Annotated in this window: 9 protein-coding genes and 1 pseudogene; 4 read left to right on the top strand and 6 right to left on the bottom strand. The window is 65.4% G+C overall.

What is annotated here, in order from left to right:
* Positions 1-68: 68 nt before the first annotated feature.
* Complete coding sequence (locus IQ24_RS19540; RefSeq protein WP_145400058.1) at positions 69-647, top strand: transglycosylase SLT domain-containing protein; 579 nt, start codon at positions 69-71, stop codon at positions 645-647.
* 73 nt (positions 648-720) lie between these two features.
* On the opposite strand, the gene IQ24_RS19545 is transcribed toward IQ24_RS19540, so the two are convergent.
* Positions 721-1,317: a LolA family protein gene (locus tag IQ24_RS19545; protein WP_145400059.1), complete on the bottom strand. Its 597-nt coding sequence runs from the start codon at positions 1,315-1,317 to the stop codon at positions 721-723.
* A gap of 93 nt (positions 1,318-1,410) precedes the next feature.
* The gene (locus IQ24_RS19550) at positions 1,411-2,637 is read right to left on the bottom strand and encodes a UbiH/UbiF/VisC/COQ6 family ubiquinone biosynthesis hydroxylase (RefSeq protein ID WP_145400060.1); all 1,227 of its coding nucleotides are present in this window, start codon (positions 2,635-2,637) and stop codon (positions 1,411-1,413) included.
* Between the two features lie 97 nt (positions 2,638-2,734).
* Here IQ24_RS19550 and IQ24_RS19555 point away from each other — a divergent pair, with 97 nt between their 5' ends.
* From IQ24_RS19555 to IQ24_RS19565, 3 genes are all read left to right on the top strand, one after another.
* Positions 2,735-4,069, top strand: coding sequence for an amidase (locus IQ24_RS19555; protein ID WP_145400061.1), 1,335 nt, complete (start codon positions 2,735-2,737; stop codon positions 4,067-4,069).
* Between the two features lie 108 nt (positions 4,070-4,177).
* Positions 4,178-5,374 carry an aminotransferase class I/II-fold pyridoxal phosphate-dependent enzyme gene (locus IQ24_RS19560; RefSeq protein ID WP_145400062.1) on the top strand — a complete coding sequence of 399 codons (1,197 nt, stop codon included), beginning with the start codon at positions 4,178-4,180 and terminating at the stop codon, positions 5,372-5,374.
* Positions 5,374-8,097 (top strand): DNA translocase FtsK, encoded by a 2,724-nt coding sequence (locus tag IQ24_RS19565; protein WP_145400063.1) that lies wholly within the window; start codon positions 5,374-5,376, stop codon positions 8,095-8,097. Before IQ24_RS19560 ends, IQ24_RS19565 begins: the two co-directional genes overlap by 1 nt.
* A gap of 68 nt (positions 8,098-8,165) precedes the next feature.
* Here the strand turns inward: IQ24_RS19565 and IQ24_RS19570 are convergent, their stop codons facing one another.
* The 4 genes and pseudogenes from IQ24_RS19570 to IQ24_RS19590 all read right to left on the bottom strand — a co-directional run.
* Positions 8,166-9,212, bottom strand: coding sequence for an HlyD family secretion protein (locus tag IQ24_RS19570; RefSeq protein WP_145400064.1), 1,047 nt, complete (start codon positions 9,210-9,212; stop codon positions 8,166-8,168).
* On the bottom strand, positions 9,209-10,942 hold the full coding sequence (locus IQ24_RS19580; protein ID WP_242008360.1) for an MFS transporter: 1,734 nt from the start codon (positions 10,940-10,942) through the stop codon (positions 9,209-9,211). The genes IQ24_RS19570 and IQ24_RS19580 overlap by 4 nt, the downstream gene beginning before the upstream one ends.
* Entirely contained in the window at positions 10,939-11,349 is a 411-nt protein-coding gene (locus tag IQ24_RS19585; RefSeq protein WP_242008362.1) for a MarR family winged helix-turn-helix transcriptional regulator, read from the bottom strand. Before IQ24_RS19585 ends, IQ24_RS19580 begins: the two co-directional genes overlap by 4 nt.
* A gap of 593 nt (positions 11,350-11,942) precedes the next feature.
* Positions 11,943-12,185 (bottom strand): annotated as a pseudogene (locus IQ24_RS19590) (IS3 family transposase); the annotation flags it as partial.

Genomic DNA, 12,185 nt, shown 5'->3' on the forward strand with positions numbered 1-12,185 from the left:
TTCCCGCCTTTGTCATTTGCTCCGGCCCGCGTTTTCCGTATTCTGGCCGGAAAAAACATGAGGGCAGTATGAACAGGTTTCTCAAGCTTGCCATTGTGGGGCTGGTCGCCTCATGTGGGGGCGGGGGCAATTACAAGGCGCCGCGCAATCTGGAAAACGCCTGTGCCATCGTGGCCGAGCGGCCCGCCTATCTGCGCGCAATGAGAGATGCCGAACGCCGCTGGGGCGTGCCGATCCATGTGCAGATGGCGACGATCCATCAGGAATCGAAATTCATCGGCGATGCCCGCACCCCGCATCAATATGCCTTGGGGATCATCCCGATTGGCCGTCAAAGCTCGGCCTATGGCTATAGCCAGGCGCTGGACGGGACCTGGGACGAATACCGCCAGTCGACCGGCAACCGCCGCGCGCGGCGCGACAATATCCGCGACGCGACCGATTTTATGGGCTGGTACATGAACGGCACCACGCAGCGGCTGGGCGTGTCCAAGCTGGACGCGGGGTCGCAATATCTGGCCTATCACGAGGGCCGGGGCGGCTTTTCGCGCGGCTCGCACAACTCGAAACCCTGGCTGATGACCGTGGCCGGGCGGGTCAATGCGCGCTCGCAGCTTTATCAGATGCAGCTGGCAAGCTGCCGCTAGACATCGGCACAGTTCAGAAAAAGGCAGCGCCAGCGAAAGCGGCGCTGCCTTTTTCCTTGCCCCTTCGCGCGGCCTAGCGACGGCGGGCGATCTCATTCTCGATGGCGAAGCGCGAGGGCGGAATGCTGACGCCGGTCTGCATGTCGCCCAGAATGACGGTCGTGCGAGAGCCGGTGTCATCCGTCACCACCCATTGGCGCAGCTGCGTCGGGTTGGCGGTGAAGACCATCTGGATATTGCCATATTCCGGGTGCTGCGGGTCCTGCGCCGTCACGATGGTGGCGTTGTTTTTCTCGGTATAGCCGGTGACCATCCGCGCCTGCGACAGGTTCACGTTCGGCGCAAGAATGATCGACAGCGGCGTGCGAGACAGCGGATATTGCTGCGGGCCGCCTGAGGATTTCTTGTCGAAGACCGCGACCTGCCCGGCCGAGGCCAGAACCAGCGTGTTGTCCCCCTTATACTCGAACCGGACACGGTTCGGGCGGTGGATGAACACGGTCCCGGTGGAAATGCTGCCATCGGCATTCACCTGAGAGAAATCGGCCTGCGCGGTCTGGATACCGTTCAGATAGCGCGAAATCTCGTTCAGCGGGATTTTCTCGGCCAGTGCCGGGAAAGCCATGGCGAGGGCGAGGACGGGTGCAAGGGCAAGCGATCTGAGTTTCATGATCCGGATGATACTGTGTGTTCAGCGACTTGCACATCACGTTACCCGGATGTGCAAAGCCTCAACGCTCGCGCCCGCGTGACTGTTCCGGCGCTATAGCCGCTGGCCTGTTAACAATTTAGGCATCGGCTGCAACCGAAGGCCCGCCGCCTGCCGCATGAAGCCCCGGCGCAGGGGCGGCACGGCGTCGACAAGCCCCATTCCGACCTCGCGCGCCAGCTTCAGAAACGGGTTCCGGTTCGAGAAAAGCGCGTTCACCCGGTCCATGCCATAGGCCAGCGCCGTGGCATCGGGCTTGCGCCACGCCTCGTAGCGGGCCAGCACGTCCGCCGCGCCGATATCCTCGCCCCGGCGACGGGCGGCCACCAGCACCTCGGCCAGCGCGGCCACATCGCGCAGGCCCAGGTTCAGCCCCTGCCCCGCAATCGGATGGACGCCATGCGCGGCGTCACCGATCAGCGCGACACGCGGCGCGACATAGCGATCCGCGAGTGTCAGGCCTAGCGGATAGGAAAAGCGCGGGCCGGTCAGCCGGATCTCGCCCAGAAAATCGCCAAAGCGCGGACGCAGCACGCGCATGAAGGCACCGTCATCCAGTTCCATGATCGCGCGGGCATTGGTTTCATCCTCGGACCAGACGATCGAGCTGCGGTTGCCCGGCGGCAGCGGCAGGATCGCCAACGGGCCGGTGGGCATGAAATACTGATGCGCGGTGCCCTGATGGGGCAATTCGTGATCGACCGCCGCGACCAGCGCGATCTGGCCATAGCTGTGCCCGGTGCGGCCAATGCCCGCGCGCGTGGCCGTGCCCGACTGGCGACCATCCGCGCCGATCAGCACCGCGCCGGTCAGTTCGCGACCATCCGACAGCCCGACCCGCACCCGCGCGCCCTCGATCTCCTGACAAATCACCGAGACGCCTGGCACATGGGTCACCCGGCCCTGCATCGCCTGGATCAGCGCGCGGTAAAGGAAGCGGTCCTCCAGCATATAACCCAGACGGCCTTCCTCCAGCTCGGCCGCGTCGAAATGCAGCCCGAAGGGGCCCGCGCCATCGCCGGGCTCGCCCTGCGTCGCCTCGACCTTCAGGATCGGCTGGGAATTGGCCGAGAGCCCCGGCCACAGCCCCAAAGCGGCCAGCAGCCGCTGCGAGGCCAGCGCCAGCGCATAGGCGCGCCCGTCGAAATCATCCGCGGCCCGCGCCGTAACGGGGCGCGCGTCAACGACCGCCACCGAAAGCCCGGCATCCACCAGCGCCAGGGCCAGCGCGGGGCCGTTCAGCCCGCCGCCTGCGATCACCACATCGAAGTTCTGTTCCATGCGCGCACTATGCCGCCCACAGCGGCAATGTCCATGCGGCATTGCAGGCGGAACGGCGCGGGTTTACGCTTTCCGCATCATTTGCAGGGGGGACGGCATGGACTGGCTGAAGGCGTCGGCGGCAGAGCAGGGGCGGGCGTTTCTGGCGGGGCTGCTGAGCCCGGTCGAACAGGTAGAGGCTTATCTGGATGCGATCCATCGCCACCGCTATGGCCAGCAGATCTATGCGCGCCTGACCCCCACCCGTGCGCGGGCCGAGGCCATCGCCGCCCATGACCGCGCCAAGGCCGGGCTGCGGCGCGGGCTTCTGGACGGCGTCGCGCTGAGCTGGAAGGACAATGTCGACAGCGCAGGCATCGCGACCGAGGCGGGCTCGGCCCTGTTGGCCAAGCGGACGCCTGCGCAGGACGCCAGATCGCTGGCCAATGCGACCATGCTGGGGTCGGTCTGCCTTGGCAAAACCCATATGACGGAACTGGCCTTCTCGGGCCTTGGGCTGAACCCGGTCACGGCCACGCCGCCGAATGCCTATGATCCGGGGCTTGCGCCCGGCGGCTCATCTTCGGGGGCGGCGGTGTCGGTGGCGCTTGGGCTGGCGGCGGCGGCGATCGGATCGGACACCGGCGGCTCGATCCGGCTGCCTGCGGCCTGGAACGGCGTGGTCGGCTTCAAGCCGACGCATGGCGCGGTCTCCTCGGACGGCGTGGTGCCGCTTTGCGCCAGCTTCGACGTCCTGGGGCCGATTGCCCGCACGGTCGAGGATTGCGCCGAAATCTTTGCCATCCTGCGCGGAGAGGCCGCCGTCGACCTGACCGGGGCCGAGACGCGCGGATTGCGGCTTCTGGTGCTGGAGGGCGTGCCCTTCGATCAGGCCCGCGAAGGCCCCGTCACCGCGTTTGAAGATGCCGTGCGTCGCCTGTCGCAGGCAGGCGCACGCATCACCCACGGCAACCCGCCCAGCGTCGCCAAGGCCATGGCGCTGGCCACGACCCTGTTCGCCCCCGAGGCCTATGCCACATGGCGCGAGCAGATCGAGGACGCGCCCGAGCTGATGTATCCGCCGATCCTGCAACGCTTCCGGGGTGGCAAGGATGTGCTGGCGACCGATTTCATCGCCGGCTGGCAAGAAATGCGCCGCCTGCGCGCGGAATGGGCCCACGCGGTTGCGGGCTTTGACGCGGTGATCCTGCCGACCTCGCCCATCCCGCCGCCCGATGCCGCGCGGCTTCTGGCCGAGCCGGACTATTTCACCTCTGAGAACCTGCTGGCGCTGCGCAACACCCGCATCGGCAACATGCTGGGCCTGCCCGGAATTTCGCTTCCGACCGGGCAACCGGCCTGCGGGCTGATGCTGATGGGGCCTGCCGGACAGGATCGCGCGCTGCTGCGCACCGCCGCCGCCGTCGAGGCGGCGCTGGCCGCCGCCGCGTGATATGGCCTTGTTTCTGGGGCATTTGGCCGCCGAAAGTCTGGACGAAACGGGCCATTGCCGGTAACCTTGGGCCAAACGGGGCGCAACGACCCCGACTGAGAGGCAGACATGGCTAGTCCCGAGCGGTTTTCGAACCTCCCGGAATACGCGTTTCCGCGTTTGCGGAAGCTTTTGAACGGGATTCCGCCGGGCGCGGACCCCGTCGTCATGACCATCGGAGAGCCGCGGCACAGCCTGCCGGATTTCGTCGCTCCGATCATGGCGGAACATATCGGCGAATTCGGGAAGTATCCGCCGAACGAAGGCACGCCGGAGCTGCTGGCGGCAATCTCGGGCTGGCTGAAACGCCGCCACGGGCTGGAGGTCGAGCCTGCGCGCATCACCACGCTGAACGGCACGCGTGAGGGGCTCTTCAACACCGCCCTTGCACTCGCGCCCGAGGAAAAGGCCGGGCAGCGCCCCGCCATCCTGATCCCGAACCCGTTCTATCAGGTCTATGCCGTCGCCGCCGCCGCCGTCTCGGCCGAGACGGTCTTCGTCAATGCGACCGCCGAAAGCGGCCATCTGCCCGATTTCGCCTCGCTGGACCCGGCACTTCTGGACCGCACGGCCATCGCCTATCTGTGCTCGCCCGCGAACCCGCAGGGCGCGGTCGCCGGTGAGGATTATCTGGAACAGCTGATCCAGCTGGCCGAGCGGCATGATTTCCTGATCTTCGCCGATGAATGCTACTCCGAGATCTGGCGCGATGCCCCGCCGCCCGGTGCGCTGGCCGTCGCCACCCGCATGGGGCTGGCCGACCGGGTGCTGATGTTCAATTCGCTCTCGAAACGGTCGAACCTGCCGGGCCTCCGCTCGGGATTTGCGGCGGGCGGTGCGGAACAGATCGCGAAGCTGCGCATCCTGCGCAGCTATTCCGGCGCACCCCTGCCCCTGCCGATCCAGCGCGTCAGCGCCGCCGCCTGGAATGACGAAGATCACGCGGTCGAAAACCGCGCCCTTTATCACCAGAAATACGCCATCGCCGACCGCATCCTTGGCAATACGCCGGGCTATCAGTCGCCCGAAGGCGGGTTCTTCCTGTGGCTGCCCGTCCCCGCAGAGATCGGCGACGGCGAGGCGGCGGTGAAGAAGCTCTGGTCCGAGGCGGGCATTCAGGTGCTGCCGGGCGCGTATCTCTCGCGCGACACCGCCGAGGGGAACCCCGGCAAGAATTACATCCGGGTGGCGCTGGTCGCGTCGGCCGAAGAAACCGAGGCGGCGCTGACCCGCCTGAAGAACTGTTTGTACGAGGGGGTTAGTTGATGGCAAGCTGGCAGGCGAAACACCGCGATCCGCTGTTCGACCAATCCACGCAGGCGGCACTAGAGCGACGCGGCAAGGAATTGCTGGGCGCTGGCATGGTCGTGCTTGGCGTGCTGATCGCGATGATGCTGGTCAGCTATTCCCCCGATGATCCCAGCATCATGTCGGCCACCGACCAGCAGGCGCAGAACTATCTGGGCCGCTTTGGCGCCTACATCGCCTCGGCGCTGTTCATGATCGCGGGCTATGGCGCCTATGCGCTGTCCTTCGGTGCCATCGTCTGGGGGCTGCGCTGCATGCTGCACCGGGGCGAAGAGCGGATCATGCGCGGCATCTTCCTGCCCATCGCGATGGTGCTGGTCTCGGTCTATGCGACCTCGCTGACGCCGCCGCCGGGCTGGACGCAAAGCTTCGGGCTTGGCGGGCATCTGGGCGATATGCTGATGGGCGCGATGCTGTCGATCATGCCGATCAAGGCCTCGATTGCGATCAAGATCCTGGCGCTGCTGACGGCGGTGGGCTCGGTCGCGTTTCTGGCCTTCGTGCTGGGCTTTGACCGCAAAGAGGTCTCTGTCATCGCGCGCTTCCTGCGCAACGGCCTGCTGACCGCGCGCTATCTGGCGCTGCGGGTGATCGACCGGGGCGCGAATGCCTCGGGCGTTGCCGCCCGTGGGCTGAAGGCGCGCGCTGATGCCCGACGCGACCGCACCGCCCGTGCAGGTGCAGCCACGCTTGAGGATGAGGATGACGCCGCGACCGAAGGCCGCCGCTTCCTGCCCCGCCTGCGCCGTGCGCCCGAGCCGCTGGACGACGACCGCGACATGCAGTTCGAATCCGAACTGGTCGAGCGTCATGCCGATTACGAAGGCGTCGAGACCCCCTCGAAGGCCGCGATCAGCGCCCGCATCACCGATGCGATCCGCCTGCGCGCCGAACGCCCGGCAGGCGAGGCAAAGGCGGGCGGCGTGATGGCCGCCATGGCCGCCAAGCTGACCGGCAATCGCGCCGCGGCCGCGCCCCGGCAAGAGCCCACGCTATCGGTCGATGAGGATGAGGTTGATTTCGACGCCGATGAGGCGCTGGACGCGCCGACCGCCATGCCCTTTGGCGCGGCCACCCAACGCGTCGTCGTGCCCCCTGCCCGCAAGCCCCAGCCCTCGCGTCAGGCGCAAAGTGAAGCGCAGCCCTGCCTCAGCTTCACCGATCCGGCGCATAGCTATGAATGCCCGCCGCTGTCGCTGCTGGCCGCAGGCTCGACCGTCGAGCGTCATCAGCTGTCAGAAGAGGCGCTGATGGAAAACGCCCGCATGCTGGAAGCGGTGCTGGACGATTACGGCGTCAAGGGCCAGATCACCGAGGTTCGCCCCGGCCCGGTCGTCACGCTTTATGAACTGGAACCCGCCGCCGGTCTGAAGGCCAGCCGGGTGATCGGTCTGGCCGATGACATCGCGCGGTCCATGTCGGCGCTGTCGGCGCGTGTCTCGACCGTGCCCGGCCGCACCGTCATTGGGATCGAACTGCCGAACGCACGCCGCGAGAAGGTCGTGCTGCGCGAGATTCTGGCCGCGAAAGCCTATGGCGACGGCACGCAGCCGCTGCCTCTGGCGCTTGGCAAGGACATCGGCGGCGGCCCGGTCGTCGCGAACCTTGCGAAGATGCCTCACTTGCTGATCGCGGGGACCACCGGCTCGGGCAAATCGGTCGCGATCAACACGATGATCCTGTCGCTGCTTTACAAGCTGACGCCGGATGAGTGCCGGTTGATCATGATCGACCCGAAGATGCTGGAACTGTCGGTCTATGACGGCATCCCGCATCTGCTTTCGCCCGTCGTCACCGACCCCAAGAAGGCGGTCGTCGCCCTGAAATGGGTCGTGGGCGAGATGGAAGAGCGCTATCGCAAGATGTCCAAGATGGGCGTGCGCAACATCGAGGGCTATAACGGCCGTGTCCGCGAGGCGCTGGCCAAGAACGAGATGTTCAAGCGCACGGTCCAGACCGGCTTTGACGAGGACACCGGTGAGCCGATTTTCGAGACGGATGAATTCCAGCCCGAAACCTTCCCCTATATCGTCGTCATCGTCGACGAGATGGCCGACCTGATGATGGTCGCGGGCAAGGAGATCGAGGCCTGCATCCAGCGTCTGGCCCAGATGGCGCGGGCCTCGGGCATCCACCTCATCATGGCGACGCAGCGCCCCTCGGTCGACGTCATCACCGGCACGATCAAGGCGAACTTCCCGACCCGGATTTCCTTCCAGGTCACTTCGAAAATCGACAGCCGCACCATCCTTGGCGAACAGGGGGCCGAGCAGCTGCTAGGTCAGGGCGACATGCTGTATATGGCCGGTGGCTCGAAAATCACCCGCGTCCACGGCCCATTCGTCAGCGACGAGGAAGTCGAGGAAGTGGTGAACCACCTCAAATCCTTCGGCCCGCCCAGCTATATGTCGGGCGTCGTCGAGGGCCCGGATGAGGACCGCGCCGACAGCATCGATATGGTTCTGGGCCTTGGCACCGGCGAAGGCGGCGATGCCGAGCTTTACGACATGGCCGTCGCCATCGTGGCGAAGGACCGGAAATGCTCGACCTCGTATATCCAGCGCAAGCTGGCCATCGGCTATAACAAGGCCGCGCGTCTGGTCGAACAGATGGAAGAACAGGGCATCGTCTCGCCCGCGAACCACGTCGGCAAGCGTGAGGTTCTGGTGCCCGAGGTCTGAGCGCCCCCCCTCCCCTTCAACAAAAAGGCCCGCGCATCACGCGGGCCTTTTTCATTCGGGCGACCGGATCAATTCGCCGCTTGCTCGGGCGTATTCGTATCGACGGTGATGACCACCGACAGGCCCGGCGTCAGGAACTCGGACCGCTCCTGCCCCGGATCGATCGAGATGCGGACCGGCAGGCGCTGCGCGATCTTGGTGAAGTTGCCGGTCGCGTTGCTGGCGGGCAGCAGGCTGAATTCCGAGGCCGTGGCGGGCGAGAACGCCTCGATCCGCCCGGTGAACCTCTGCCCACCCAGGGCATCGACCGTGAAACTGGCCAGCTTGCCGACGCGCATGCCGTGAAGCTGCGTTTCCTTGTAATTCGCGATGATCCAGACCTCCTTGCCGACATGGCTGACCAGCGCCGTGCCGGGGGTGACATATTGGCCCACGCGGGCAGCCACCTGCCCCAGACGGCCATCCTCGGGCGCGCGGATCACGGTGTTGCCCAGATCAATCTCGGCCAGCTCGACGGCGGCCTGGGCGGATTCGATATCCGCCTGCCGCGCCTGTAGCGACACCCGGGCGCTGTTGACGCTTTCGCGGGCGACCGCGATCTGGCTTTCCGCCTGCGTCACCGCCGCCTGCGCCTGCCGCAGCGAAAGCTGGCTTTGATCGGCCGAACTTTGCGCCGTCACCCCGCGCGACTGCAGCGCACTGGCGCGGTCCCAGCTTTGCTGCGCCGTGTCGCGCGCTGCCTCGGCCGAGGCCAGTGCCGCCTCGACCGACTGCACGCTGGCCTCGGCCGAATGGACGTTCTGCTCGCCAATATCCATGGCCGCCTGAGCCGCCGCCTGTTGCGCGCGGGCCTGCGCCAGCTTCTGGCGATATTGCCGGTCGTCGATCCGCGCGATGATCTGGCCCTTGGTCACGTCCTGAAAATCCTGCACCTCGACCGAGGCCAGATAGCCCGAAAGCTGCGGCGCAATCGAGGTCACCTTGCCGCGGACATAGGCGTTTTCCGTCTGTGGCAGGGCAGCGGTGAAGGGCGGCAGATGCCACGCGTAAAGGACCAGTAGGACACCGATGACACCGGCGGAAATGGCGATAATCGTTGGAAAGTGCTTTTTCATGACGCGGCGGGCTTTGCAGTTGCGGTTTCGGGTTCGGCAGAGGCAGGGGTTTCGGGTTCGGCAGAGGCAGGGGTTTCGGGCGCAGCCTCGGGTGGCGGGCGAGATCGCCATGCCTCCAGCCGCTGAACGATCCAGTCCCGCCACATGTGCAAGAGCAGCGCAAAAAGTGCGAGGCAGGCGATCAGGAACGTCAGCAGATACAGATCGTTATAGGCCAGCACATAGGCCTGATTGGTGATGTCGGTGCCGATCATCGTCACCGCCTGCGCACGCGCCTGCATGGGATCGGCGATCTGTGAGCTGACCGCCGCGACCCGCGCCGCAATGGCCGAGGTGACCATCGGGCTGGTTGCCGGGATCTGTTCGCGCAGCACCTCAAGATGGAAGGCCTCGCGGTGGTTGATGAGCGTGCTGAACACGCCCGAGCCGATGGCTCCGCCAAGGCTTTGCGTCGAGAGGAACACGATGACGAAGGACAGGATGTAATTCGGCCCCCGCGCCAGCGCCGACATCAGCCCGCGCAGCATTGCGGGCGCCAGAAACAGCGATCCGGCCGCCGCGATCATCGCCTGGCTCAGCATCATCTGATGCGGCCGGGTGTCGATGGTGGAATGGCTGTCCATCCATGCGCCTGCCGCGATCAGCACCAGCGCAACGACGTGAAATCGTGGAACATTCTCGGCCTTGATGAAGGGAATGCAGGCCAATCCGCCCAGAATCGAGGACACCACGATGACCGAGAACAGCGGCACCAGCTGATCCTGCGTGACGCCCAGCACCTGAAACATGCGCGGCGCGCCCGCGCTTTGTTCGGAAAGGATCAGGCGGAAGATCAGCAGCGTCACCGTCAGGTGGACGATGGCCGGGCTCATGATCCAGCGGATGTCCAGAAGCGGGGCCTTGCGGTGCAGCTCGATCACGACCGCGATCATCAGGCTGAGAATCGAGACCACCAGCGTCCAGCCCAGCCACGGGGCCTCGGTCCACCAATAGGTCGCGCCCATGACGAAGGCGACGGTCAACCCGCCAAAGCCCACGGCGATCAGCAGGAAGCTGACAATGTCCAAAGGCGCGATCACCTTCACATGCGGCGTCGGCTTCAGCGGCAGCAGATAGACCAGCGCCAGCGCCACCGCCGCCATGCCAAGGCTCAGCAAGTGCAGCGATACCCAGCCCGTATCGCTCATCAGCGCGGGCGAGATCACCCGCGCCAGCGGCGTGCCCAGCATCGCGAAAGTCAGCACCATCGGCAGGCCCAGCCGCATCTTCCATTGCGGCGGCAGCGGCTCCAGCATGTAAAGAAAGGCCAGCGTCGACAACGGTGCCGAGGCCATGCCGGCAAAAAATTGCACCATCACCGCCGAGCGCAGGTCCGAGATCATCAGCGCCGCAATCGAGACCAGCAGGTAGGTGATGATCGCCACCTCGGCAAAGCGGCGCAGGCCGTATTGCGTTCGGATCTTGATCAGCAACAGCGGCAGCGACGCGCGCGGGATCAGGAAGGCCGCCATCAGCCAGCTAGCCTCGGTGGTGGTTGCGCCAACTTCTCCGGCGATCTGCGAGATATTGACGCTGACAAACCCCTGCGCCAGCCCCTGCGTCAGGCTGATAAGGATCGACGCGCCGATGAAACCCAGCGTCAGCGGCCAGCCCAGAAACTCGAAGGGGGGCGGCGCAGGCGGAACCTGCGCAGCGGGGGCTTCAGCCGGTGTCTGCGGGGTCTCGGTCATTTGCGATGCAGCCTTTCGGCGTTTTCGGCCATCCGGGCCAGAACGCGGCGCGCGATCAGCAGTTCCTCGGGCTCGATCCCTTCCGAAAGCGCCGCCTCCACCTCGCGCCGAAAACCCAGCAGCGGTTCAAGCGGGGTGCGGTCGGTCAGATAGACCGCATATTTGCGCCCGTCGCCTTCAATCGGGCGGCGCTCGGCCAGGCCAAGCTTCACGATGGCGTCGAGCTGGCGCTTCAGCGTCGGCGCCTCGATGCCCAGCAGGCAAGCCAGTTCGGTCTGGGTCGCGCCCTCGTTATGACCCAGCACCGACAGCAGCCGCGCGCGTGAATAGGTCAGCCCCAATTCCTCGGCCCGCACATCGAAGAGGCGACGGATCATGCGCGTCAGACGCATGATCGGATCGAACATGGACGAATTTCGGTCGGGCACGGCGATACCGTTAGCTTGCTAATAGGATTTATTAGCCAGCTAATGATTTGAGTTGCGGGCGTCAAGGGGGTGTTTATGGGACCCCGCATAAAACGTCCGCTGGACCGGGGTCCATTGCCGCTGTGCCACGGATAAAGCTGCCGCTGGAATTGGAACGATCTGTAATGTTGTTTAATATCAGTTAGATAATAGAACAGCGCGTTTCCGGTGGTTCACCCTGCCGCAGGTCGCCAGGTCTGGCCCGAAACGCTTGACCGCCAGATCGGAAATGTTCTTCCTTCGTTCCAGAACATCCCGAACCGCTCCCTCAACCCTGCCAAATCAGACCAGCTCGCCGCCCATCATCCCGCCCGGGCATCGCCTCGGGCCGCCGGTCGAGCCTTGCCGAAAGGTGCCCTGCCATGACCCGCATCCCCTTCGCCGAAATCCGTTTCTTCGATCCAGCCGAGACCCAAAGGAAACTTGAAGACCGGCTCCAAAACCATCTCCGCTGCCTCCGCGGTCATCCCGATATCAATGAACTCGGAGGTGACGAAGCCCTCGCCAATTTCTTAGCGCTGCGGAGTCAGAAGGGGTTGGATGCGCAGGCAGCGACACATCGTCCGCACCGAAAACTGACCTCGATGCTCGGCCACGAACGCGTATCTCACTTTGCATCCCTGGCGAAATACGCGGTGGCCTTTTTTAGGATGTCGCGCTCCTCGGAGACCCGCGCCAGCTCCCGCTTCAGCCGCCGGATCTCGGCATCCTTCTCCGTGTCACCCGACACCGCCTTCGCGAACTTGCGCCTCCAGGCATAGAGCGAATGCGTGCTC

It is taken from the genome of Paracoccus sulfuroxidans, from assembly GCF_007830335.1.
Taxonomy (GTDB): Bacteria; Pseudomonadota; Alphaproteobacteria; order Rhodobacterales; family Rhodobacteraceae; genus Paracoccus; species Paracoccus sulfuroxidans.

Excerpts from the sequence above, each read along its gene's own strand:
- IQ24_RS19540 (WP_145400058.1), top strand. The coding sequence starts at position 69 with ATGAACAGGTTTCTCAAGCTTGCCATTGTGGGGCTGGTCGCCTCATGT.
- IQ24_RS19545 (WP_145400059.1), bottom strand. The coding sequence starts at position 1,317 with ATGAAACTCAGATCGCTTGCCCTTGCACCCGTCCTCGCCCTCGCCATG.
- IQ24_RS19550 (WP_145400060.1), bottom strand. The coding sequence starts at position 2,637 with ATGGAACAGAACTTCGATGTGGTGATCGCAGGCGGCGGGCTGAACGGC.
- IQ24_RS19555 (WP_145400061.1), top strand. The coding sequence starts at position 2,735 with ATGGACTGGCTGAAGGCGTCGGCGGCAGAGCAGGGGCGGGCGTTTCTG.
- IQ24_RS19560 (WP_145400062.1), top strand. The coding sequence starts at position 4,178 with ATGGCTAGTCCCGAGCGGTTTTCGAACCTCCCGGAATACGCGTTTCCG.
- IQ24_RS19565 (WP_145400063.1), top strand. The coding sequence starts at position 5,374 with ATGGCAAGCTGGCAGGCGAAACACCGCGATCCGCTGTTCGACCAATCC.
- IQ24_RS19570 (WP_145400064.1), bottom strand. The coding sequence starts at position 9,212 with ATGAAAAAGCACTTTCCAACGATTATCGCCATTTCCGCCGGTGTCATC.
- IQ24_RS19580 (WP_242008360.1), bottom strand. The coding sequence starts at position 10,942 with ATGACCGAGACCCCGCAGACACCGGCTGAAGCCCCCGCTGCGCAGGTT.
- IQ24_RS19585 (WP_242008362.1), bottom strand. The coding sequence starts at position 11,349 with ATGTTCGATCCGATCATGCGTCTGACGCGCATGATCCGTCGCCTCTTC.